This is a genomic window from Acaryochloris sp. 'Moss Beach' (genome assembly GCF_021497025.1).
Taxonomy (GTDB): Bacteria; Cyanobacteriota; Cyanobacteriia; order Thermosynechococcales; family Thermosynechococcaceae; genus Acaryochloris; species Acaryochloris marina_A.
In genome coordinates, this window is sequence record NZ_CP071717.1 from 3,837,788 (window position 1) to 3,861,461 (window position 23,674).

At 48.7% G+C, this 23,674-nt stretch carries 24 protein-coding genes and 2 pseudogenes; 13 read left to right on the forward strand and 13 right to left on the reverse strand.

Going from position 1 to position 23,674, the window contains the following annotated elements:
- Position 1 precedes the first annotated feature (1 nt).
- Positions 2–901 carry a serine protease gene (locus HRE53_RS18110; RefSeq protein ID WP_235107448.1) on the reverse strand — a complete coding sequence of 300 codons (900 nt, stop codon included), beginning with the start codon at positions 899–901 and terminating at the stop codon, positions 2–4.
- 193 nt (positions 902–1,094) lie between these two features.
- Between HRE53_RS18110 and thyX the strand changes: the two genes are divergently transcribed.
- Both thyX and HRE53_RS18120 read left to right on the forward strand, forming a co-directional pair.
- The gene (gene thyX / locus HRE53_RS18115) at positions 1,095–1,817 is read left to right on the forward strand and encodes an FAD-dependent thymidylate synthase (protein WP_235107449.1); all 723 of its coding nucleotides are present in this window, start codon (positions 1,095–1,097) and stop codon (positions 1,815–1,817) included.
- Between the two features lie 74 nt (positions 1,818–1,891).
- Positions 1,892–3,127: a S41 family peptidase gene (locus HRE53_RS18120; protein ID WP_235107450.1), complete on the forward strand. Its 1,236-nt coding sequence runs from the start codon at positions 1,892–1,894 to the stop codon at positions 3,125–3,127.
- 318 nt (positions 3,128–3,445) lie between these two features.
- Here HRE53_RS18120 and HRE53_RS18130 read toward each other — a convergent pair.
- The 4 genes and pseudogenes from HRE53_RS18130 to HRE53_RS18145 all read right to left on the reverse strand — a co-directional run bounded on the left by HRE53_RS18130 (position 3,446) and on the right by HRE53_RS18145 (position 6,807).
- Positions 3,446–4,178: pseudogene (locus tag HRE53_RS18130) on the reverse strand (LrgB family protein).
- Entirely contained in the window at positions 4,171–4,533 is a 363-nt protein-coding gene (locus HRE53_RS18135) for a CidA/LrgA family protein (protein WP_212664682.1), read from the reverse strand. Before HRE53_RS18135 ends, HRE53_RS18130 begins: the two are co-directional and overlap by 8 nt.
- Before the next feature lie 3 nt (positions 4,534–4,536).
- The gene (gene ilvA, locus HRE53_RS18140) at positions 4,537–6,051 is read right to left on the reverse strand and encodes a threonine ammonia-lyase, biosynthetic (protein ID WP_235107453.1); all 1,515 of its coding nucleotides are present in this window, start codon (positions 6,049–6,051) and stop codon (positions 4,537–4,539) included.
- A gap of 102 nt (positions 6,052–6,153) precedes the next feature.
- Positions 6,154–6,807 carry a hypothetical protein gene (locus tag HRE53_RS18145; RefSeq protein ID WP_235107454.1) on the reverse strand — a complete coding sequence of 218 codons (654 nt, stop codon included), beginning with the start codon at positions 6,805–6,807 and terminating at the stop codon, positions 6,154–6,156.
- A 620-nt stretch (positions 6,808–7,427) separates the two neighbouring features.
- Between HRE53_RS18145 and HRE53_RS18150 the strand changes: the two genes are divergently transcribed.
- The 7 genes from HRE53_RS18150 to HRE53_RS18180 are packed head-to-tail and all read left to right on the forward strand — an operon-like array spanning position 7,428 to position 11,771.
- Positions 7,428–8,141: a V4R domain-containing protein gene (locus tag HRE53_RS18150; protein ID WP_212664685.1), complete on the forward strand. Its 714-nt coding sequence runs from the start codon at positions 7,428–7,430 to the stop codon at positions 8,139–8,141.
- The gene (locus HRE53_RS18155; protein ID WP_235107455.1) at positions 8,138–8,491 is read left to right on the forward strand and encodes a hypothetical protein; all 354 of its coding nucleotides are present in this window, start codon (positions 8,138–8,140) and stop codon (positions 8,489–8,491) included. The genes HRE53_RS18150 and HRE53_RS18155 overlap by 4 nt, the downstream gene beginning before the upstream one ends.
- 8 nt (positions 8,492–8,499) lie before the next feature.
- The gene (locus tag HRE53_RS18160) at positions 8,500–8,985 is read left to right on the forward strand and encodes a hypothetical protein (RefSeq protein ID WP_212664687.1); all 486 of its coding nucleotides are present in this window, start codon (positions 8,500–8,502) and stop codon (positions 8,983–8,985) included.
- Positions 8,986–9,002: 17 nt separating this feature from the next.
- Positions 9,003–9,674 (forward strand): V4R domain-containing protein, encoded by a 672-nt coding sequence (locus tag HRE53_RS18165; protein ID WP_235107456.1) that lies wholly within the window; start codon positions 9,003–9,005, stop codon positions 9,672–9,674.
- Between the two features lie 48 nt (positions 9,675–9,722).
- Positions 9,723–10,205: a 2Fe-2S iron-sulfur cluster-binding protein gene (locus HRE53_RS18170; protein WP_212664689.1), complete on the forward strand. Its 483-nt coding sequence runs from the start codon at positions 9,723–9,725 to the stop codon at positions 10,203–10,205.
- 27 nt (positions 10,206–10,232) lie between these two features.
- Positions 10,233–10,700: an allophycocyanin gene (locus HRE53_RS18175; protein WP_212664690.1), complete on the forward strand. Its 468-nt coding sequence runs from the start codon at positions 10,233–10,235 to the stop codon at positions 10,698–10,700.
- Between the two features lie 45 nt (positions 10,701–10,745).
- The gene (locus HRE53_RS18180; RefSeq protein WP_212664691.1) at positions 10,746–11,771 is read left to right on the forward strand and encodes a hypothetical protein; all 1,026 of its coding nucleotides are present in this window, start codon (positions 10,746–10,748) and stop codon (positions 11,769–11,771) included.
- A 90-nt stretch (positions 11,772–11,861) separates the two neighbouring features.
- Here the strand turns inward: HRE53_RS18180 and HRE53_RS18185 are convergent, their stop codons facing one another.
- The 3 genes from HRE53_RS18185 to HRE53_RS18195 form a co-directional block, all read right to left on the reverse strand.
- Complete coding sequence (locus HRE53_RS18185; protein WP_212664692.1) at positions 11,862–12,368, reverse strand: DUF302 domain-containing protein; 507 nt, start codon at positions 12,366–12,368, stop codon at positions 11,862–11,864.
- 60 nt (positions 12,369–12,428) lie between these two features.
- On the reverse strand, positions 12,429–13,004 hold the full coding sequence (locus HRE53_RS18190; protein WP_212664693.1) for a TIGR04376 family protein: 576 nt from the start codon (positions 13,002–13,004) through the stop codon (positions 12,429–12,431).
- A 122-nt stretch (positions 13,005–13,126) separates the two neighbouring features.
- Complete coding sequence (locus tag HRE53_RS18195; protein WP_235107457.1) at positions 13,127–14,266, reverse strand: NAD(P)-dependent oxidoreductase; 1,140 nt, start codon at positions 14,264–14,266, stop codon at positions 13,127–13,129.
- 254 nt (positions 14,267–14,520) lie between these two features.
- Between HRE53_RS18195 and HRE53_RS18200 the strand changes: the two genes are divergently transcribed.
- Positions 14,521–14,760: a transposase gene (locus HRE53_RS18200; protein WP_235107289.1), complete on the forward strand. Its 240-nt coding sequence runs from the start codon at positions 14,521–14,523 to the stop codon at positions 14,758–14,760.
- Entirely contained in the window at positions 14,742–15,665 is a 924-nt protein-coding gene (locus HRE53_RS18205; RefSeq protein ID WP_235111161.1) for an IS4 family transposase, read from the forward strand. Before HRE53_RS18200 ends, HRE53_RS18205 begins: the two co-directional genes overlap by 19 nt.
- 43 nt (positions 15,666–15,708) lie before the next feature.
- Here the strand turns inward: HRE53_RS18205 and HRE53_RS18210 are convergent, their stop codons facing one another.
- Both HRE53_RS18210 and HRE53_RS18215 read right to left on the reverse strand, forming a co-directional pair.
- A complete protein-coding gene (locus tag HRE53_RS18210; protein ID WP_235107458.1) occupies positions 15,709–16,710 on the reverse strand; it encodes a glycosyltransferase family 1 protein in 1,002 nt (333 codons plus the stop codon).
- Between the two features lie 30 nt (positions 16,711–16,740).
- On the reverse strand, positions 16,741–17,916 hold the full coding sequence (locus tag HRE53_RS18215) for a DegT/DnrJ/EryC1/StrS aminotransferase family protein (protein WP_235107459.1): 1,176 nt from the start codon (positions 17,914–17,916) through the stop codon (positions 16,741–16,743).
- 220 nt (positions 17,917–18,136) lie between these two features.
- On the opposite strand from HRE53_RS18215, the gene HRE53_RS18220 reads away from it, so the two are divergent.
- On the forward strand, positions 18,137–18,715 hold the full coding sequence (locus HRE53_RS18220) for a GNAT family N-acetyltransferase (RefSeq protein WP_235107460.1): 579 nt from the start codon (positions 18,137–18,139) through the stop codon (positions 18,713–18,715).
- A 14-nt stretch (positions 18,716–18,729) separates the two neighbouring features.
- Here the strand turns inward: HRE53_RS18220 and HRE53_RS18225 are convergent, their stop codons facing one another.
- The 3 genes from HRE53_RS18225 to HRE53_RS18235 are packed head-to-tail and all read right to left on the reverse strand — an operon-like array spanning position 18,730 to position 21,821.
- Positions 18,730–19,245, reverse strand: a complete 516-nt coding sequence (locus HRE53_RS18225; protein WP_235107461.1) for a hypothetical protein — start codon at positions 19,243–19,245, stop codon at positions 18,730–18,732.
- Complete coding sequence (locus HRE53_RS18230) at positions 19,235–19,768, reverse strand: hypothetical protein (protein WP_235107462.1); 534 nt, start codon at positions 19,766–19,768, stop codon at positions 19,235–19,237. The genes HRE53_RS18225 and HRE53_RS18230 overlap by 11 nt, the downstream gene beginning before the upstream one ends.
- Positions 19,737–21,821 (reverse strand): recombinase family protein, encoded by a 2,085-nt coding sequence (locus HRE53_RS18235; protein ID WP_235107463.1) that lies wholly within the window; start codon positions 21,819–21,821, stop codon positions 19,737–19,739. Before HRE53_RS18235 ends, HRE53_RS18230 begins: the two co-directional genes overlap by 32 nt.
- Positions 21,822–22,033: 212 nt before the next feature.
- Here HRE53_RS18235 and pxcA point away from each other — a divergent pair.
- Positions 22,034–23,487, forward strand: a pseudogene (gene pxcA / locus HRE53_RS18240) (proton extrusion protein PcxA).
- Positions 23,488–23,674 lie beyond the last annotated feature (187 nt).

Sequence of the window (23,674 nt, forward strand, 5' to 3'; positions counted from 1 at the left end):
ATTAACAGGAACTACCCGCACATACAGGAGAGGACCCATCATTGGCCTTGGGACGAATGGGTTTGGGTCGCCTAGGACGTCTAGGGGTCGCAGGTGTGGGACTAGACGTTGGCTGAAAGCCAGGTGGAGAAACTGGTGGGATAGCAGGATTAACAACTGGTGACGGTGACTTAGCTGTTGAATTGGGTGGAGTCTTAAAATCCAGTTTTATCCCAACTTTGGGGGCTATGGATAAGAAAGTTTTGATGGGGATTCCTAGGTTTAGCCCTGCTTTAACCTGAACGTCACCTTGGACATCCGTTTCTGCTCGGCCATGAATCCCCACTAATTCTCCGTTGGTATTGAGGACAGGACCACCACTCATCCCTTTACGGGTAATGTTGGTATAAATCAGGGAATATCCATCTTTCGCTTTAGGATTGACGCCGGACACTTTTCCGTCGGTAAATTGAAAAATACGATTTTCAATGGCTTGGCCTGGATCAGGATAGCCAGCGGTATAGACAATTGAGCCAATTCCCGCTTCCTCGGCCTTAGCTAGCTTGGCACTGTTATAGTCTTTGTCACTGGTAAAGGTCACCACCGCCAAATCAACCCCAGGAAACTTCTTAACGGTTTGATATTTCACCGGATGTTTTTTCCCATCCTGGGTGACAATATGATATTCAAAGTCCGAATGTCTAACGACATGCTCAGCCGTCAAAACCGTATAGGTTTTATCCTTCTTGTTGATGATTACCCCAGACCCTGGATAATCGCTAGCAATTAGAACCGTAAAATTCTTAGCACTTTTGCCAATTTGGCTAGATGGCAAACTAAAAGCAACCTGTGTTTGTAGACAAACGACGCTTGCTGTCAGCATTCCACCCAAAACTACCCTTGGATTATTGTTAAAGCGCATCGTTTTTGCCCACTTACCTTAGGAGAATCATACTCAAGGTCTCCAAGAACTTCAATGATGATGCTTTCCTTAAGAAAAACGGATCAAGGAAATGTCTCTATTTTCTGGACTTAAGATGACACTGCACCAACATCTAACCAAAAGGATTTAGCAATCCACTTTTGGGTGAGTTTACTGGAAGTAGCATCACATTATGGACGAACGGTTTACGGTTGAGGTCATTTCCCAAACCCCCAATCCCCAACAGATTACCTATGCTGCCATGCATCAGGACTATGCCGAACAGTTGGTCGCGACTGATCGGGAGCAATGGCCAGAAGAAGCGAAATGCGGAGAGTTAGTGATTAGAAATCTTCTCCAGGGCAATCGCGGTCATTATGGCCCCCTTGAGCATCCTCAAATCGTGCTCAACTTTGGCTATTTCCCCCACAGCACCATGCAGCAAATGCGGACCCATCGGAATGTTTCTTTCGATGTTCAGTCCTTTCGGTACACGGGACAGCGAATTTTAGATGTGATTGCAGACAAGCAAGAACTAGAAGATGTTTTCTACTTGCGCCCCGTGGACACCTATACGAATCGCCAAGGTAAAAAGTATGACTATACCCTGGAGCAACGACAACAAGATTTGGACTGGTGTCGCCAAGCCTGTCAGCGCTATGCCGAGCGGATTGAGCAGGGATTGGCAGAAGAGCATGCCCGGGGACTGATTCCTTTTGATGTTCGCCAGCATTGGGTGATGAGTGCCAATGCCCGATCCCTCATGCACCTATTAGATATTCGCGGTAAGTACGATGTCCAAATGGAAACCCGGGTCATGACGGAGTTGATGTTTACCCAATTTCAGCAGTGGATGCCGGAAGTGGCTGCCTGGTATGAAAAAACCCGCTGGCGCAAGGGACCTTTAGCCCCCTAATGATCGTCAACTGGATCTTTGTGCATGGTCCCATGTACAAAGGTGCCATCGAGTCCCCCAGTGAAAGGTCTCCTATGTCTAAGGTTCATGTGCAAGTGTTGCGGATGGTAGGAGTTGCGATCGCAACTCCAATCCTGACTCTATCCACCGCCGAAGCCAAGCTAGAAAACAGCCACAAAGCGCTGGTGGATCAAGCCTGGCAAATCGTTCAGGAAGAATATGTTGACCGCACCTTCAATCAGCAGGACTGGCAGGAAGTGCGCCAAGACTATTTAAGTCGCTCCTACACCTCCAAACAGGACGCCTACGTCGCCGTCAGCAAAATGGTGCGGAAGCTGCAAGATCCTTACACCCGCTTCCTCACCCCGGATGGCATCAAGGATCTCGTCGACAATGTCTCAGGCGGGTTTATTGGCGTTGGCGTCACGGTTTCCCTTGATCCCTTAACGCGAGAATGGCAGGTGATCGAGACCGTCGCTGACTCTCCTGCCGCTGTGGCTGGCATTCAGCCCCAAGATATTGTGGTCAGTATTAATGGCACCCCGACCTCAGAGATTAATCCTCGTCAGGCCAGCGAATACATCATTGGAGCCGTGGGAAGTAAGGTTACCGTTCAGATTCGCAGAGGCAAAGAGTTTTCTCGCCATCAGCTGGTGCGGGAAAAAATTGACGTCAATCCATTAGTCTACGAAGTGCAAGAAACACCAAAGGGGAAGGTCGGCTATATTCGGATGCCTGTTTTCACTACCCAATCAGCCAAAGCCATGAAAACAGCTCTGACGGATTTAGAAAAGCGAAACGTCAAAGGGTATGTCCTCGATCTGCGTCAAAATCCTGGCGGCGTCTTTGATGCCAGTATCGACATTGCCCGCATGTGGATGGGGAAAGACCGCTTAATTTCCAGTGTGGATGAAAAGGGCAAGAAACAAAATTTTATCGCTTATGGACCAGTCCTTACTAACAAGCCCCTAGTAATTTTGGTAGATGAAAAATCTGCCAGCGCCAGTGAAGTGTTGGCTGCCGCCCTCCAAGATCACAAGCGGGCTCAGCTCGTGGGCACCCCCACCTTTGGTAAAGGGGTTGTTCAAGTGTTGAAAAGTCTAGAAGATGGGTCTGGATTGGTGGTCACGGTCGCCAAATACTATACGCCCAATGGCAAAAACATTAACCAGCTTGGCATCAAACCTAATGTCTTTGTCAAAAGTGAGGACGGCAAGCCTTTCAAGCCAGAGCCGGGTCAAGTTTTACCTCCACAATCCGATTCTCAATATGCTCGGGGACTCAAGGTTTTAACTAGAAAGCTGAAATAGCGTCAGCAATAAAAAAAGCTAGCAAATCGCTAGCTTCAACAGAATCAGTCACGTTGTATCTCATTTCGAGGAAACCAAACTGCGCGTTCCCAGTTGTGCAGCAGGCAAATGTAACATTCCTCACATTTTCTATCGTAATGTAACAACAAACACAAAAGTTGATACATAAACCTTTACGTTCTGAGGCGGATACTGCATAAATTTTGTTTATGAGTAATATGGATAATCGCCCAAAACAACCGCTTCAGGGTAAAGATGGCGTGAAATCTAGGGAATTGTCAGAGGTGTAAAAAGTAGAGGTGTAAATTTTGCATCGTTTTAAGCTCCCAGATTTAACATTCGTAACAGCCAGGGTAATAGGGCAGCAGACACAAAGGCCGACAAGGCCATCCCTAACCCCGAAAATGCTCCCATTTCCCCACTAATCTGAAAAGCCCGAGCTGTGCCAATGCCGTGGGATGTGATCCCCATGGCAATCCCCCCGGACGCTATCATCCCGGATCCCCAACCAGCGAAAGATAGGAGTGCCCAAAGTTGCGCCAATAATGCCCGTCATCACCACCAACACGGCTGTTAAAGACGGAAGGCCCCCGACTTTTTCGGTAATGCCCATGGCCACGGGGGCCGTAACGGATTTGGGTGCTAGGGACAGAAGAGTTTGCGGGGTTGCACCTAGCAATGCGGCAGTTGCGATCGCACTCAGCGCTGCGGCACTAATCCCCACTACTAAGGTCAAAGTTACTGGCAACCATAGTCGTCGTAATTTTGCCAATTGTTTGTATAGGGGAATGGCTAGGGATACCGTCGCTGGCCCCAGCAAAAAGTGAACAAACTGAGCCCCCTCAAAATAGGTGAAGTAAGACGTCTTCGTTAGGGATAACAACCCAATTAGCAATCCCACCGCAATGGCCACCGGGTTCAACAACGGATGCCCTTTTCCCCACCGATAGATCCCATAGGCCAGTTGATAGGCCGCCAGGGTAATACTCAATCCCAACAAGGGTGAGGCGGCTAAGTACACCCATATTTCCGTCAAGTTTGACTTAGGCATCGGAGCGTCTCCTCAGAGTCAACACCTTACTCGTGATCTGCATCGTCAAGGCCGAGACCATTAACGTCACCACCGTACTCACCAATAGTGCTGCCAGAATGGCCCATCCTTCACTGCGAATGCGCTGAAAGTGAACCATCACTCCCACCCCTGCAGGCACAAATAGCAACGACAAATGGCTCAATAAGGTCGTTGCTGCGTTCTCCACATCTTCCGGAATTTTGCCCAGCAGGATCAACGTCAGCAACAGCAAGAACATCCCCACAACCGGCCCTGGCGTCGGTAAATTAAGCAGCAGAACCATCACTTCTCCCAAAAGCTCGTAGAGAAGTAGCACCATGAAGCCTGTAATCATAATTTATCCCAGAAAAAGCTGGTAGGCAGGGTTTTGACTTTCATCAGAATAGGGATAGCCCAAGGTATCCAAGAAGGATTGCCATTCATTCATTTCATCAGGGGGCACCTGGGTTCCCACCACAATGCGCCCATAATCCGCACCATTATTCCGATAGTGAAACAGGCTAATATTCCAATCAGGACTCATGCAGCCTAAAAACTTGGTGAGGGCACCAGGGCGTTCCGGAAATTCAAATCGATAGAGCAGTTCATTGCCAGCCATGGGCGAACGGCCCCCCACCATATGTCGCAGGTGTAGCTTTGCTAATTCGTCATCGGTGAGGTCCAAGGTTTTAAACCCTTGTGCTTCCAAAGCTTGAGCGATCTGAGCCGCATCAGCTCGGTTCTGAATTTGCACACCAATAAAAATATGGGCTTCCTGGCGATCGGCAATTCGGTAATTGAACTCTGTCAAATTATGGTTGCCTAGACAGGCACAAAACTTGCGAAAGCTACCCCGCTCCTCCGGAATTGTGACTGCAAAAATAGCTTCTCGCCGTTCTCCTAACTCGGCCCGTTCTGCTACAAATCGCAGCCGATCAAAGTTCATATTAGCGCCGCAGGCTAAGGCCACCAGGGTTTGGTCCTGGAGTTGCTCCCGCTCAATATAGGCTTTTGCTCCTGCCAGTGCTAAAGCGCCTGCAGGTTCCAGGATAGAGCGGGTGTCTTCAAAGACATCCTTAATGGCGGCACAGGTATCGTCTGTATTTACTAAGACGACCTCATCTACATACTCTTGGCAGAGACGGAACGTTTCTTTGCCTACTTCGCGGACCGCCACGCCATCGGCAAATAACCCCACATGGGAGAGGCGCACTCGCTTACCTACCTGTAACGATTGATGCATAGCCGCCGCATCCACCGGTTCTACCCCAATAATCCGAATCTCGGGACGCAACCGCTTGATATAGGCCGCAATCCCCGAAATTAACCCCCCTCCCCCAATGGCAATAAAAATGGCATGGATCGGCTTTTGGTATTGGCGCAAAATTTCCATGCCGATGGTGCCTTGGCCCGCAATCACATCCGGGTCATCAAAGGGATGGATAAACGTTAGCCCCTTTTCTTCTGAGAGCTGGCGGGCATGGACATAGGCATCGTCGTAGGTATCCCCATAGAGCACCACCTGGCCGCCCCGTGCTTTCACGGCGTCAACTTTGACATTGGGCGTGGTTACTGGCATCACAATCAGAGCCGTTGTGCCTAATTGTCGTGCTCCTAACGCTACCCCCTGGGCATGGTTGCCCGCAGAAGCAGCAATTACCCCTTGGTGAAGCTGATCGGAGGGGAGTTGGGCCATTTTGTTATAGGCCCCCCGCAACTTAAAAGAAAATACCGACTGCATATCTTCTCGTTTCAGGAGAATACGGTTCTGCAAGCGGTCAGAAAGGCGGGGAGCCAATTCCAGTGGACTTTCCTGTGCCACATCGTAGACCCGCGCTGTCAGGATGCGTTCAAGATAATCTGGATGACTCACAGGGCGTCCTTGCCGGTTTCAAAAGCGAAAGAATTAACTCTACTTTACGCTTTCTTACAACCGAAAGACGAGCCTCAAGCTCGGGTAGATGCCGAGGATAGGTTAGAGCTGCCCTAATAATTGGGACAGATCGACAATCTCAGGGAATTTGGTGATCACTTGAGAACAGGATTTGACAAACCCTTTGACCCACTTCTGGGCCAGCTCTTTCTGCTGGTCATCGAGAGACTCGGACGAATCTGCAGAGAAGGTAACGGGTTGCGATCGCTGAATTTGAAACTGTTCAAACCAGTCATTTTGGGGACGTGCCGCTTGCAAATAATTAGTCGTGATGGCCGCACCTAAAAAGGTGGTGCTACTTTCTTGTAGTTGATTCAAGATTTGCAGCAACGCATCGGCAGTAACGGTGGGTTGAGGCGGACTAACGGCAGGCTCAGGTAACGGGACACTCGCCGTCTGGTTCGGAGTTTGGGATTCTCCCAAAATGGCAAAAATGCGCTGTTCAACTTCTTTTAGTTGAGGTTCGGGAGTAAACGATTGTGCAGTCAACCCCTGATGATACTGAACGAGGGTATCTAACTGCCGGATCATCAGATCAATTTCACCGCCACTATAAAGGCTCTTTAGAACCTGCTCGAGATCCATAAAGGTGGAAAAATCATCGCCCATATCCTCTACTTGGGACAAATACGGATCTTTCTGACGATAGAGCTTCCGTATATAGTAATTGGTCATGGGTGAGATCTTGGTAGGCACAATCGAACCTTTACTGCGCAAATAAGGTCAAAGAAGTTGATTCTAAGGTGAAGCTCCTATATTTAGGTTACACATTCTCTGAGATTGATCAGACACTCAAACAACCTTTAGCAGAAGAAAAAATTGCTTTAAGGTCAAAATGCTTAAAAGCAGGATTATTTCGCTGATTTACGAAGTTAAAATTCCTACTGAAATAGAATAAAAAGACTGCAAATCCGTAATTTCACCGATTTAGTCTCATCAGAAGATATGTAATCCTAATAAATATTATTCTTAAGCAAAATATTGTTTTACTGTTTATATTAAAGAGTTCTTAGACTATAAATTTTGTCTTAAAGTACCTTCCAGATTCAGTGAGTGATGCTTTGCATCCACTGCTCATGAGTATTCTGACAAACTCTTATTTTTTACAGACAATATCTTCATCATTAAATCTGCCTGATTAGTAGAATCGCACTTCAAAAAGGGCATTCTTTAGATAGACAAAGTTCTCTGCACGGTTCGCGATTCGCGATTCCAGAGGACATTTGTTGGCTTATCAGTCTTAGGTCCATTTGAGCCTTTGCTAAGTAACGAATGCCCATTCGTCATTGAAATTACATAAAAAAGGGTTAGTCTCAATGGTTTTTACACCAGCTGAAACCGCTGCCAGTATGCCTGTAGGTAACACTGGTCGTTCATTCAAGCAATCGTACCCTCACAAGCTAAATCACTATCGCTTTGAGGATTTCTTTACCTTTAATCATGCAAAAGGCACAATCGACGATTGGCATGAATCTCGCAATATTCTGGCGAGTGAAGATTTTATTGTGGCCTTGATCGAAGGTTTAGAACAGGAAGTCGGTAGCGCTTCAACGGTTGTGATGTACAACATCGGCCAAGAGTGGGGCAAGCAAGATGCAGTCTTTTTCCAAAATTGGTTTGAAGCTCAGTTCCAACAATCTCTACGTAAATGCCGTCCCTCTCTTGCCTTAGAAGCTTGGTGGTGGCCCTTTACTAGCCAGGGCTGGGGGAATTGGGAAGTTGATCTAGACAATCAGCAAAACGGTTTCATGTTTATCAATATTTTCGATTCTGCCGTTGCCCGCACCCTGGGAGATGTCGGCAAGCCTGTCTGCCATATTTATGCAGGCTTATTCGCTGGCTTCTTCTCTCACCTGGTGAATAAAGAACTCAGCTGTATCGAAACCCAATGCTATGCCATGGGTGAAACCTACTGCAAATTCTTGCTGGGCAAAAAAGATCGTATTGATGCTGCCACATTTTGGCAAAACGAAGGCGCTACAGCCCGAGATATTGAAACCAAGCTTCATGGTGGGGAATACCTATCGTGACTAGTTGGAAATATCTAACGGTTCGTGAATTTCTAGAAGGATATAACTGGTCAGGACAACCGATTCCCCAAGCTGACCCTATCCCTGAAGCAAGTGAGTCTATTGCATGGCAACGTCAGACGGTACAGACATTTTTTAGTCAATTCAATTGGACAGGACGCCCGGTAGAGAAACCAGCGATTGTAGCGGCCGCTCCATCCTTCTCTACTCGTTTAAGTGTGCAGGCGTTTTTTCAGCATTTCACCTGGGAGGGGCAACCTAATATTGCGGCGATGCCCAGCATTCCCCCATCATCCTCGATCACGATTGAGGATGATCTGAATCTAAATGACTTCTCGGATATGTTTTGAGGATTACCATGCAATCAAACTTTGAAGATTATCTGCGAGCCGCAGAGGATCATTATTTACAAACCCCAGAAATGAACGGTTTCAAACAGCAGGTCGATGCCCTGCAAGATCGACTAGCCCTTTATGAAACCCTACGAGATCAGGAACTGATTATTTTTCAGGCCATTGCCGATCAGTTAAACAATGAGACCTTCTCCAATTCCCAATCTGATCAAGAGAAAGTGTTTACCCACTGGATGTCGCTGTTACGCTATAGCGCCATGGCCATGCTCACGGATCAGCCCCAAACCCTCACCAGCCAACTGAGCTGGCTCAAGGATGTGGTGGGTGGAAGTGAATTTACCCCCCTTCACCAGAAGATGAGTGAGCTGTTGCACCTGAGTTTAGATGCCGTTTTATCCCAGGATCAACTTGCACTACTAGAGCCTTTCCTCCAAGAGGCAAATAACACTCTGGTAGGCCAAAGCAGCCCCGAATTAGCAATGTTGAGTTAATGACCAGAGGAAAAAATATGATTGCTGTTGAAGAATTAATTGGTCAAAACCACATCCCCGGTAATTTCTTTGCACCAGAGGTCTATGTGCAAGGAGATACCGAACTAGGGCTGATCGAGAACCGAGAAGGATCTCGGCTCATTGCCCTGCCTGATACCCTACTCAGATCTTTATACAGTAGCTTAGAGCATGAGGTCGGTCCCGCTGCTGATTTAGTTCTGAAGCAATGTGGTCGTTGGTGGGGCAAGAATTTTTACCGCCGTTTTGCCTCAGAAGTCAGCGACTACTACGGCAAAACCCTGGCTGAGATGGAAATGGTGGAATTCTTACAGTCCTTCAAGGAATGTTGGAAAACCTACGGCTGGGGCCTAATCGATTTTGATTTTAGCCACCATCACCAAGGTTTTTTGGTGATCACCACCCAGAATTCTGCTTTCGCTCAAGCACGAGAAACAGGAGATAAACCCTCTTGCTTTGTAGAAATGGGGTTGCTCAGTACTTTTTTTAGCCAACTAACCGGGCGAGAGTTGGACGGAGTGCAAACATCCTGTGAGTCGATGCAAGCCGACTGCAATCATTTCATCTTTGGATTGCCTGAGCGCATGAAAGTCGCTGAAGATTGGGTCAAGGAAGCACAGGACCATGACACCATCCTGGCTCGGTTATGTGATAGCCAAGCTGCAGGGTAGGGCCATGTTGATGCAGTTGATGAATATTCCATTTTGGAGAAGTGAGCAATGGCCAAAATAGTTAGGTTGGATCCGATTGGTCAAGAAACAAGCGTGCCGACCAACGATAACTTGCTGTCAGCATTGCTTAAGAACGAGTTGAAAGTCCTCCATGAATGTGGAGGACGGGGGATGTGTGCAACCTGCCATATTTTCATTAAAGACGGCATGGAGCATTTATCTCCCTTGAGTCGCCGCGAACAGCGAACATTGGGGGCAATCACCACCTGCAAACTGAATTCTCGCCTCGCTTGCCAAAGTAAGGTCATGGGAGAAGGGGTGGTTGTCGAACTCCCTACCGGTATGTATCTCAGTGATGTCAGTGACATCGATAGCCTGATCGGACGTCGAACGGAAGAAAATATCCTTCATCCTATTGATGGTCGTGTCTTAGTCGAAGCTGGAAAGCTGATTACCCGGTCCATGATCAGTCAGCTGGAAGAAACTCGTAGTGATGTATCCACTCACTTAGCCAATTCACAACTTGTATAACAACAGATTTTATCTGGGGGAAATAATATGCTGTCACAATTGAAGCGACTGAACATTGAAGCAGATGGCCGGTATGCCACCGAGGCAGATCTAGCCTTTCTGAAATCCTATTTTCAATCCGTGCGCGACCGCATTAGCGCCTATGAAAAGATTAGGGATGACGAAGACGCCATTATGGATCAAGCGGACGAGGTGTTAACGGCTGCGGATCCACAGGTTTTCCATAAAGGGTCTCAAGATTATTCCGACACTTGCCGACGCGATCGCAGAAATACATTGCGTCATGCCGCCTCGGCCATGCTGTTTAACGATTTGGATTGGCTGCGAGATGATCTCCTACTCTGGCAGAGAACCATTGTGCATGCCGTCAAGGATGAGCAGGCCTCTACCCTAACTTGGCAAGAGATGCCGGGGGTCTTAAAAGACCATTTATCGGAAGAAGAAGCAGAGTTAATGATGCCTGCGCTCCGCCTCAATCAGGCCTTATTGAATTAATCATTACGGAACCATTATTGAGAGTTTTTAGGATTTCTAGAAATTATGTCAGCCTCACAAAATACACCTGGGAGTAACAGTGACTCCAATTGGCTTGATCTTGCTGAACCAGTTGCGGTTGTAACCGCCATCGGTGGTTCAGTTCTCGCTATCATGCTTCAACAAATCGCCGTAGCTTCTGCAGCTTCTATCCCATTGGCCCTATCAGCCACTCTAGGTCTGGCTAATCGCCGACGTCAAATGGGCGCGTTCCAAGATCAACAACGTATGGAAATGGCCCATCTGCTCCAACAAAACCAAGCTGATTTCCAGGCTCAACTGGACCCGATGAAGCAGGCGAGTGAAGGGGTACAGTCTCAGATTGAGCATCTCACCAAGCAGGATACTCAAACGGTACAAACCATTGCCACCCTCAATACTCAGACTGAGAAACTAGAGTCGACTATTGCATCCCTACAAAACAACCATAAGCAAGGGGAATCAACGGTCATCACCTTGAGCGAGCAAAGCCAAGCCACTCAAACCCAAATGGATGAGCTATCGACTCAGTTTCAGGCGATGCAAGCTGCGATCGCAAAGTTGCAATCTTCGGCCACAGACTTAGGAAGTCAGGTAGAAGATCAAAAGAGCAGTGCCCAATATCTAGCGGCCCAGACAGAAGGGGTTGAAGAACTCGTCGATATCCTGCGAGAGATTGATGCCCTAACTCAAACCATTTCAGCCAATCCGAACGTTGCGACTCATTTCTTTGAGCGAGGTCTGACCCGTAAGCGTCTCCAGCGACTGGAGGATCAGCGCGTAGCCATGGAAGATTTCTCCCAGGCCATCCGCTTAGAGCCGACCTTCGCGAATGCCTACTACGAACGTGGACTGTTGAAATCTGAATTTGGTCATAAGCAGCATGCTGTAGATGATTTGCGTACAGCTGCTAAGTTCTACTTTGATCAAGGAGACTTGACTCAGTACGAAAAAGCCCGAGAGTTGAGCCAAGAGATTCACGACCTCATTGCCGGGTCTCCCTCCCCAGAAGAAGAAACGGAACAGTTCTTGCTCGAGAATCTGTTCGGTTAAGGCAACTGCCTCTATCTTGAACGACCCATTGCCCGTAGCGCTGATTTGACTGCTACGGGCAATTCTTGTGTTCAGGATTTTTGGTACATATCACTCCTGGGTTGCCGCCTGGGCAAACTTAGCCAGCGCTTGCTCAATTTTGGTCAACACTGCATCACAGCCCTCTACCTGATGACGCTGTGCCAAATATTGGGGGTTGTTATAGGACAGCCAGACTTTGCCCGTTTTATCTTCTCGAATCAGAGCCTTTTGGGGTAAATCAATGGCCACGGTGGGACTACATTGCATCAGCGGCGTGCCCACCTTAGGATTACCAAACACCACTACTTCCGTAGGTGGCAGGGATTGCCCTACAGATTGAGCCCCCGCAGCATGATCAATCCGGGTAAAGACTGTCATGCCTTTGTTCTTTAAAACCTGAACCAGCCGATCGGCAGTGGCGGCCACTGAATGCTGGCTTTCGACCTGAACTAGCCCTTGTTCGTCAGCCTGTTCAGTCGAATTCTCAGAGTCAGATTCCGCCATGGCTAGATGGGGAACCGCTCCTAAAGACAAACAGCAGGTACAACTCATCAGCAATAACAGTCTAGGCAACATATCCAATCCTCAAAATAGCTATATTCTTTAAGCAGTGTATACCTAGCGGCTCTTATCTCCTTAGCGTCCCATATCCCGCTTTAATTCTTCAAATTCGGCATCCCGTTCCCAGTTCTTAAATTGCTCTTCTAAGGGATCAGGATCGCTCAAGGAGACCCGCTTATACCAGCCTTTTGAGGGATCGGGCGGTTGTTTTGACGATGGGCTGGGTTGAGGCTTCCGAGGCATTTGCTTAATTTTTTCCTTCACCTCTTTTTGGCGAATCTGAATTTTTTCTAGCAACGTCTGGGTTTGCTGGAGACGAGTTTTGGTCACCTCCATTTGGCCCCACTGCTGGTTTCCTTGACTGAGCAATGAGGCTTCTCGCTCTTTGGCGGCAGTGGCAAGATCCTGTCGTCCAGCCCGCTCGGCTTTTTTAACGCGCTCATGCCAGCGCTGAATCTCGTTGGCAGTGGCTAAAATAGCGTCCTGTTGGCGTTTTTCTTCTGCTTGCAGGTCAGTCAGCAATTTAGCTGTTTTGACTTCTTGTTCTCGGATATTGTCGGCAAGAACCTGTAATTCCAGGTGTGGATGGGCTCGGAGAAACTCTTCGAGCTGTTTTTCAAGAAAGCGGCTTACATCATCAAACACGTTCATCGTCAAAGCCTCAGTAACATCTGGCTTGAGTCCACTGTTCTGAGTGTGTCATATTTCCTCAGCGGTGGTCAGCTCCCTTTCAGCATTCCCCTTTGATGTCTCTTGTCTTGCAGCAGGTAGGGCTAGACCACGCTCGCTAAGGACCGTTTCCGTAGCTGCTCGACAATGGACCAATACCAATCCATATTACTCAACAGCGCATAGGTAATGAATTTGAGGTTATCGGGATGTTCGGTAAATTGAGGACTAAAATCGGTCCCTAAGAGTTTATGAGGGTTGCCCCAGGTATGGACAACATAGTTTTGAATCTCTGCCGGCACCTCGGATTCAACGATGATCGGCTGGCAGTCTGAGGGTAACAAGGCCTCGATTTGGCCAATCATGGTGCGAATAGCAGTAGGTTGTCCTTGGCCAATGTTGTAGACCAATTCTGAGATGTTATTGATCTGGGGACGAGGCTGGGGCAGTGTCAGTAAATACAGTAAGGCGCGGGACACTTCCGCAGCAAAAATAGTATCTCGGGTCTGTTCCCCAGGGGAAAACTGACCTTGACGCCCCCAGAGTTCAAAGGGGGTCTGTTCTAAGCTATGCCACAAAATCTGCGTATACAGATTGCCAAAATTTCCTTTATGCTGCTCTGTTACCCCATAGATGGAGAAGAATCGACAGATTTGAACGACTAGGTTGTTGCATAGGGCTTGCTGGATGGCCATATCTTCCATCATCAGCTTGGCGGTTTCATAGAGAGAGGCCGGCCACACCCGTTGGTCTTCCAGGGACGGACGTTTTTTACATAGACTGCTCGTCGAGGCAAAAATCAGACGGATGTTTTCTGCAACACACCATTCCAGGATCGTTTTCCAGCTATCAACTTCATCCAAGACCTCTTCCAACGTATGAAAGTGAGGCACACTGGACCGTCCTCCCACAAAGATGACAATGTCTGGCTGAGTAATGGGATTCAGGGCATAGTCTTTGTGGCAGCGGGTATCGACTTGGTCCCTGAGGATGGCCGGTAAATTTTCCCGTTTACCCAGACGTAGGTTATCGTTGATGGTCAAACGATCCAAGGGATAGCCAAATTCATAGAGCTTGGTCACCAGATGGGAACCCACTTGCCCACAGCCACCCATGACGCAAATGCGTTGAGACTGTAGCGCCTGAATCGCTAGTCGATGGGGATCATTAAGGGTCTTGTTGACATACCAGTCTTGAATATCCTGAGCATTCAGATCAAAACGGTCGAGGGGAAAGGGTGACATGGGAGAACACAGGTTGCTCTTGGCACTATAAACGAGAACTTTGGCTTTATGGGCTTTTTATAAGGAATGTGTCTCGGAGTTTACTCTACGGAAAGTGAAAAAATTTTCCATGCATCAATGGCACAAAACGCTATGTTACCCATTCCCTGAAGGGGCGACATGCGCCGTAAACCTCTTGCTATTCGTGCAATAACCCGATAGACAAGAAAAAAGATGGGCTGCAAATGATGTATCTCCAGCTCACCTTATTGACAATGATATTGCCACTATACCAACCTCATTTACGCCGTCAACTGTCTCCTGCCCAGTATCTTCTCCTAGAGATCCTCGTTCATCTATTACAAACACTTCGCTGCGTCAAAATCGAGACGCTAGCAGAAGGGCTGCCACTGCCGATTCTTTTTGACAGTCGCCGAAAAAAATCCAACGGTTCTTATCCTTACCGACCCTTGAGCTTGAAACGCTTTGGCTACCGCTGGTTAAGCTGTGGCTGAGCCAGCAGTATCCTCAAGGCTCCCAGCTTTATGTCGTCATCGACCGTACGAGTTGGGGAGTGATTAATCTATTGATGGTCAGCGTGGTCTGGCAACATCGCGCTATTCCCGTATGGTGTGAAGCCCTCTGCAAAAAGGGCAGCAGCAACTATGACGAGCAAACCGCTGTTTTAAGCACAGTTATCCGCCATTTATCAGCCTATCGTCTGGTCATCCTCGGTGACCGAGAGTTTTGTTCCGTCAAGCTGGGGCAGTGGTTAGGCCAACAGAAGGTCTACTTTTGTCTGCGACTCAAGCGCAATACCGAAGTGGCTCTGGCCCAGCAGTTTACTCAACAACTCCAACAGTTTGGCCTTGTCCCAGGTCAAAAGCTATTTCTCAATGATGTGCGCGTCACTCAGGCTAAAGGCTTTGGAACTTTCAATGTGGCAGCCAAGTGGAAACGACGGTATCAGGGCTTTGCACCTGATGAAGCATGGTTTATTCTCACCAACTTCTGTGACCTCAATAGTGCTATCGTCAGCTACCAAAAACGCTTCTCTATCGAAGAAATGTTTCGGGACTTCAAGCAAGGAGGCTATTGTCTCGAAGGCTCTCAAGCCATGCAAGAACGGTTGGTGGCTATCGTTATTGTGATTGCCATTGCCTATACCAGTGCGGCACTACAAGGGCAAAATCTCAAGCAAAAAGGACTACAGCGCTATATTACTAGACCCGAATCCACCACTTCACCGAACAAGCGTCATAGTGCATTCCGAGTCGGACTATCTGCTCATCTGTGGGCCATAACGGGGGATGGAGTTCTGGCTCGATTGGTGGATGAGCTAATGAAACTCTCTCCCAATAAGCTACCTGAGTATCAACGGGGGATGAGAGCGATGGAGCTTGTCTGTGCTGGGTTGTAGCCTTCATGTCGCCCCCTCAGACCCATTCCCTAAAGTAGCGATGCTAGGTTTCAAGATGAGCGGCAAAGTGTTCTAGCTTCTGCTGCCAGAATTGGGCGGGTTTCCCTTCTGGGAAATATTGGCTGATATAGTCATAGCCATTGTGGGCCAGGGTATTTCTTAAGGTCTCCTCTTCCAGCTGGAAGAGGCACTGCACCACTTCTTCAGGGGTTTCTCCGGTGAGGGCGGTTTTGCCCTGTTCCATACAGAAGTTGGCCCCCCGTGCCGTTTTACCGACCACAACGATTCCCGCTGCCATGGCCTCTTGAGGTGGTAAGGCACAGCCCTCAAAATTAGCCGAGGCTAGGAAGGCTTGGGGACGTCGGAACTGCTGAGTTAGGGCCTGCAGGGAGATGCCATCAATCAGTTCAAATCGCCAAAAACTCCCACCTTGCTGCTGATAAAGGGCTTGGGTTTCTAGGATAAACGCCTTACCTTTACGGGGAAAGGCGAAGATCAAGCCCTCTTCTCGCTGGGCTTGGGGAATAAAGGGAAACAGTTCTTTATCTACAATATTGGGAACGATTTCTGCCGGTTTGCCTGGATAGGTCTGAGCGCAAACCCCCTGCATTAAGTCTGAGTCGGTCCAGAGTAGGACGCGATCGCTGCGATAGTCGAAATCGGTTTTGGTTTGGAGGGGAGATTGTTCATATGCGATCGCAACTCCGTCTACATCCTTAATCAACTGGGTGGCGTAATCGGGCACTAGGCAAATATCATCAGGCTGTCGATCCTTCCAGGCCATAAAGGGCAATGGGCGCTTCACCCCAAATACATCCCCATAGTTATTTTGGCCACTCATGGTCGCCAGAACTGCATCAGCGCCACATTGGCGGGCCACCCAACAATGCCGCATGATATTCATCGTGCCGCCATAGACTTCAGTCACATATAACCATCGCCGTAGGGACCAATTGGCTAACCTAGGCTTTCGCGATAGGGTCGCTTCCAGGGTTTCCCAGAACCACCCTTGCTTTAAATCTGGAATTAAAAAGACGATACGCATGACAGACAGAACGCTGTAAAAAGAGCAGAATCAGGCCGCGATGGCAGAGGCATCTAGACTTTGATGGACTGCTGCCACAACATCCTCAACGTCTTGGTCTAGCAATTTAGCGGACAACGGAATGCTAACGGTTTGCCGACCAATGCGGGTGGCATGGGGATAATCCTGAGGTTGCCAGCCAAACCGTTGTTGATAGTAGGGATGCTCCGGCAGACTCAAATAGTGAACGCCAGTGCCAATATGTTGACGATGCATGGCGACCAAGAACTGGTCACGGCTAATCCCCGTCTGGCTTTCATCAATGAGGAGGGTGTAGAGGTGATACCCATGAATAGTATTGGGCTCTGGAGACGCAGGAAGGGTCAGGGGCAGATCGGCAAAGGCATGATTGTACTGCCGCCAGATTTGCTGCCGTCTATGCCAATAAGGAGTCACCCGCTGCAGCTGATGGATGCCAATGGCGGCCTGAATATCCATCATGTTGTACTTAAACCCCGCTTCCACCACTTGGTAATGGTTATAGCCATCATCACTAAAGCGCTTCCAAGCATCCTGGCTCATGCCATGGAGGGCCAACACTTTAATTCGATCCGCATCTTCCTGGGTTTGGGTGAGAATCATGCCCCCTTCCCCCGTGGTGATGTTTTTTGTGACATAGAAACTAAAGCAGCCAAAGCTACCAAAGGTACCAGCTTTGCGCCCTTGATATTCCGTTTCGATGGCATGGGCACAGTCTTCAATCAGCACCAGGCTATATCGCTGGGCTAACTCGCAGAGGGCAGTCATATTGCAGGGACGACCCGCAAAATGGACGGGAATAATGGCTTTGGTTCGATCGGTAATTTTGGCTTCGACCTGAACCGGATCGATATTCAGGGTGACCGGATCGACATCTGCCAAGACCGGGACACCCCCCGCATGAATAATGGCATTCGCCGTGGCACAGAAGGTTAACGGCGTGGTGATCACTTCATCGCCAGGTTGAAGACAGGCTGCCAACATACTGAGGTGCAGGGCAGCGGTGCAAGAGTTGACTGCGATCGCATGTTTGCTACTTTTATAGGTGCAAAAATCTTGTTCAAACCGCATCACCTTAGGGCCGGTACCTAACCAACCCGTTTTCATGCTGGCCATGACTTCTTGCATCTCTGCCTCTTCAATGGCGGGAGAACCAAATACCAAAAATTGGTCTTTTGAACGGGGCATGCATCTCACTCTCTTAGAGGATGTTAGGTCAATCTCGCGGCAACGAAATCATCAAAGAATGGTGTTGAATGCTCAACACCATTCTCCATACTGTAATATTCCCTATTTCCAAGAATCAGCCTACAGGTTCCATCAGACTTCAGATCGGTCAATTGTTGACCTAGAATTGCCTCAATGCGGGAATTCTAGAAGGAGACCGACTTTTCTCCCGTCCATTTTGATGAATCTCAATATTCGGTTGGCTCGCCCTGCAGACATGGAGCAGGTTCTCGATATCCAGCAACAAGCAATCCAAAGGCTATGCAGCAGAGATTACAGCCCTGCCCAAGTAGATGCCATTGTCCAATCTCAACATGAATGGCGAGGCCAACAGGAGCTGATCTATATGGCACAGAAAGATCATTATCTGGTTGGTTTCATTGCCTTTAGCCTCTGTAGCACCAAAATTTTAGGGATTTATGTGCATCCAGATCACACTCGTCAAGGAATTGCCACGCAGTTACTGCAGTATTTTGAACGTCGAGCTCTGGCTGAACAGCGGCCGACTATTGAAGTCTTCTCTTCCCTAACCGCTGTCGCGCTCTATCAAAGCCAAGGCTATGTCTCAGTCCAAAAGACCAAGATTGATGCACTGGGCGTTTCGGTACCTTGTTTGTTTATGAAAAAATCCGTGACCTCATCCTCCCTTAGATTTACTCTTCCCCCTAGCCAATCCTCATCGCCTCATGGATTTAAACTTGAACCTGAGATGCTATGGGCATTCGTCTGTATTTTTCTGTTGTTGTTGCTCTTTTTATAATCAACAGATCTAATTCAGAACTCACTGGTGTTGTCATCTGCCGCCAGCCCTTGAGGATCATAGGCTGTTGGTGACAAGCGAAATCGTCCCTGTACTTTGACCAAGGCAGGAAGTTGCTTCATCGCAAAATAGGTCATGGGCCCCGGCAAAGACTGAGAGAGGTTCTCCCTAGGACTCGACTGGGCTAAGGAGTCTCCATGGACGATAAATTGATTTCCTTCCTTCCCGAAGATTTGCTCTGGGGAGTGCCATTGTTGATGTGCGTAAGGGCGGCGGTACTCAAACGTGTAAATATCTGGGTTCCATATCTGTTCAAGGGCCTGACGATCAATCAAACGATAGGGAACATCATTACCAGCTCCTGCTTTTTCAAAATAAAGCTGCTGATCTATCGCTAGGGCAACATGGTCTAGATAGGTGCGGTTGCCATGCTGGTGGTACACCAACACAATGTCTCCTGGTTGAGGGGTGGCCTGGATCTTCATGGACCCCTGCCGCAATGTTTGCAACATGGGGTGCCTATCGGTCACAAATAGGGTGGGGGGCGGGTGGATTGTCTTGCTTTGCCAACCGCAAGATTTCGTAGAGGGTGCCCCAACAGTTGGCAGCGAGTTTTGTCGGGGGGCTGGCAGGCGTAAGGTCTTGTTCGTGAAACCGGTGTCGGTTCCAAGCCTGTATGGCCGGGGGCATGAAGTCCATGAGATTGTAGTTGCGATCGCGATCGTAATACGCTAAATTTCGCCGATTATGCCAAGTCGCGTAGGTGGTTACCAACTGCTGCCATTGCCGATAATTTAAACGACCAAACTCAAATCCCAAGGCCGTTTCCCACACCGGCAGTTTAGCATTGGCATCGCGGTACAGGCGACAGGAATAGGAGATATCCTCTGCTCCTGCCAAGGGCACAGAACAGGACTCTACTGACGTCACGGGTATCTTGTGGAACTCACTTTTTGCAGGTTCTACCCACCCCATGAAACCAAGGGCAGCCAAGCATAGCTGCACCGAAGACCGGAGACTTTTAGACCTTAACAACGTCAGGATTGGCTTCATCCACCTGTTCCCTCTGAACTTGTGAGTCATTATCCACTAGGGGAGTGGACGCATCAACCAAAGGTAACAAGGGCCCCACCTGTTCTTGTCCACTAACAGATAAGTCACTATGACAGAGAAACACCTTTTCCGTGACTCGGCTCAATAAATCTAACAACAGTCGCCGCAACTGAGCCTGGTCATTATTCATTTCCTCTTCGACCGTTAGAGGTTCCCCAGACCAGTCACGCAGACAAAAAGGCGCACCCCAAAGAATCACGGCTCCACCGCCATGCCACAGGGCCGAACCCGCATCTAACCAAAAATGCCAGCGATGGACCTGCCGCGCCATCCGATACTGAAATGTCGTTGCCAGCATCACGGCCCGTCGGGGTTGGCCATTGGGATTCACTGGAAAGGGATTGGCCGTTAGGGTGCCTTGCCGCAGGAGCTGAATAAACTGACCGACGGTTTCTGGCAGAGGAGGATGGCGAGTTTGGGTCTGCCGCAAGCGCTTGTCCACCTGCCAATAATGCTGAGCCGTCTCCATCAGCTCCCGCAACACCGAGAGCTGATCGTAACTGAGGGCATGGGGGGCCAAAAATTCCTGGATGGCGCGATCCAAAATAAACACGGGATTTAGGGTGAGATAGGGCTGTGGCGTCGTTGAGCCTTTTTGTTGTTGATCAAGCCAACTCAGCAGGTTGTTGTAGGCTGTGGTGGCCTGATGTCCCAAACGGTCCCACCGGGGGAAGGTCTGGATGGGCAGCAGTTGTGGATGATCGGGATGAGGTTGAAAGCAATAATCAGCTAATAACCCGGCACGCACAGGATCGATAATGCCAGCCGCACTAGCTAGGGAAGGAGACCGCTGATGGGTGAGTACAACCAGCATTTCGGCAATCTGCTCTGCATCGACAAGGCGGCCCAAACCAGGATAGACCAGGGTTAAAAGGGTCAACAAGGCCCGGATAATAGCAGAGCTATTGAGGGGGCGCTGATCCTTGAGGGATTCAACGGGAATCCCTTTGGCCGTCAGAATTTCAATCAGGGTGTAGCGGGCAATCGTATCGAGACCGGGACCAATCACAGCAATCTCTTCTGGCTGAGTCTGCCCAGACTCAATCGCTTCAATAATTTGATCGGCAGTTTGACGTAAAAGCTGAGCGCGGGAACTCGTCTGCAAACAAGTCAGCGGTTCCGGTAACTCAAAGGTTTCTCCACTCACAAAGGCGACGATGTTATGGCCTAGAACAGCTCCTAAAGAAAGCGTAAAATCCTGATGTAAAGTTTGCAGTTGGCAGACATCCTTTAGCCCGGCTAAACATTCAGGATCGGCCCCTAACCCCAAACGAATCGAACCATTGGGATTAAAACTAAAGACGCCCAGCTCTCCATGATTCAGCCATACCTGAAAGATGTCTCGGGCAATGGCAGGATAGCTATCCACATCATCCGCAAACACGCCTTGATATCGCTGTAACAAATGGTCTTGATAGGCCGGATCGGGTAACAAATAGCGCCAATACAAAGCCGTGAGAATGCCATAGGTAAGCAAGCCCTGCTGCAAACACCAATCCCGCCAATCCATCAACATTTGGGCAATGGTTTCAGTTAAAGCCCTGTCACACTTCAGCTCCCCTAAGCCATCCTCCAAGCGGCGAGGTAAGTCCTCTAAGGCAATACCGCCAAAAGCGGCAAGCTGGAGTAAATCCAAGATTCGTCGTACCCACCGATCCGGAGACATATTTTCTAGCTCTTGCAGTTCCTCCCAAGGCGCTGTGTGCCAAAACTGGGCGGCTAGCTCTTGTTCTGTTTCCGGGCGCAGGCGGAGCGGGAATTGGGCCTGTAATCCCAAAGCTTTGATCACCAGAGGCCAAAACAGCATGACCTCATTTTCGAAGAAGCCCAGGGGGGTCGTGGATTGGACGATGATTTTGCCCGTAGTGGCTTGGGCAATCCCAGGCATCAATACCTGGCGATTATCGGCATTCACGGCAAAAACTAGGGCCGTTTTTACTGCAGGCTGAGCGGTCTCTCCTCCGATTGCAGGAGACTGATTAGACCAGTCCACTAGATGCTGAATCAGCGCGGTGGTCTTACCGCTACGAACCGGACCCGATATCCAAATAGGAACAGAAGTCAGCGAGAAACAAATTTGCTACTATACGACATACCTATTATGAGGTTATGTCTTAATTCTGGTAGGTTTTGCTTACATAACGTCTCAGGACATCATGCCCCCATGACCCATACCCCCAGATTGCAGCATCGAGTAGGGCAATCATGAGTTCTTCTTCACCAAACCCATTTAGGCGTTCGCTTAAATTTGTTGAGCAATGGTATCGGGAGACTCCCCAGCGAGCTTTAGACGGTGCCTATGAAGCAGCTCGCGCCATCGAAGAAATCGAGAAAAAGCATTTTAAAGGTCAGCCCGTTCCGCTCCGCATCCGAACGGAAAGTGTGATGACCAACTATTTTCAGACAGAAGTCCAAAAGAATCTCCAATTTATCCAAACCCGCTTACGAGAGTTCAAGTCCAGCTCCCTAGTGGTCGAAGTCGCCGACAAGCTCAAGCCCCCCCAGCATCCCCCCCCCCAGCTCCCACCCCTGTAGACACTCCAGACACCACTGATTTCACCGATGAGTACGATGTCGCCTCTGAGGAGTACAGTTCAGAACTCGTCTCGCCCTCCGTCGATGCTCAAGGCACATTAGACAAATTAGCGTTTATCGATGCCGTGCTGAAACGGTACCGGTCGGCTTCCATTCAACGAGAAGCAGCGGCTGCAGCCACTAAAGGGTCTAAACCTTCTACCCAGAAACCTGGCTCAGAGAGTAAGAAAAATGCTCCTCAGCCACTTCCCATTCAGTCGGTTCAGAACTCTCTGTATGAATCGGAATTCACCTCAGATGACATTTCCGATGACCCTTCCAAGTTAGACAGCAGTAGCTTTATTCCCCGGTCAATTCTGCGTACAGCCACCCGCTTCCGCAAAGAATTAAACCCGGATCCAGGGACTGAAGACGACATCCTCAATGACTTTCGCAATTCTAGGGTGCGGACCAGGGCCGCTGTCAGCTTTGTCTTAGGGTTAATGATTGTCCCCTTGCTCACCCAGCAAGTGTCCAAAAACTTGGTCATTGGTCCCTTTGTAGATAAATTAAAAGGCCCAGAACAAATTGAAATTCGGATTAATCCTGAAATTGAAAATGAGGTCCTGACTGAGTTATCCCGTTTTGAAGAACGACTCAAATTTGAAAGTTTAACCAGTCCCATCTCTCTTTCCCCTGCCGAGATTCAATCCCAACTCAAAGCCAAAGCGGCCGATCTTAAAGAAGAATATCAGTGGGATTTACGGCAACCTTTAAAAAATGCCATCTCAGATTTATTTTCGCTGATTGCTTTAGCGATCTACTTTTTGCTCAATCGTCAAAAGATTGCGATTCTCAAATCTTTTTTCGATGAGATTATTTATGGGCTGAGTGACAGTGCTAAAGCCTTTATCATCATTCTATTTACAGATGTATTCGTCGGATTTCACTCTCCTCACGGCTGGGAAGTGATTGTTGAAAGTGTTCTGGGTCATTTTGGCCTGCCCCAGGATCGCAATTTCATCAATATGTTTATTGCCACTTTTCCGGTCATGCTGGATACAGTGTTCAAGTATTGGATTTTCCGCTATCTGAACCAAATCTCTCCTTCCGCCGTTGCTACCTACCGCAACATGAATGAGTAGATCTACGCCTAAAAGCCTTGGCCTCACTGTGTTTAATTAACACCCTTGCAATCAATGAAAAGATAAAAATCCCCTGCAATTTCTTGCAGGGGAGTGAAAGCTTTTGTAACCGTTTGGTATAGCCCAAAGAGGGTGTATTTCCAATCTCAGTTATTCCCAAATAAGGATCATTTTGATCAGGCAAAAA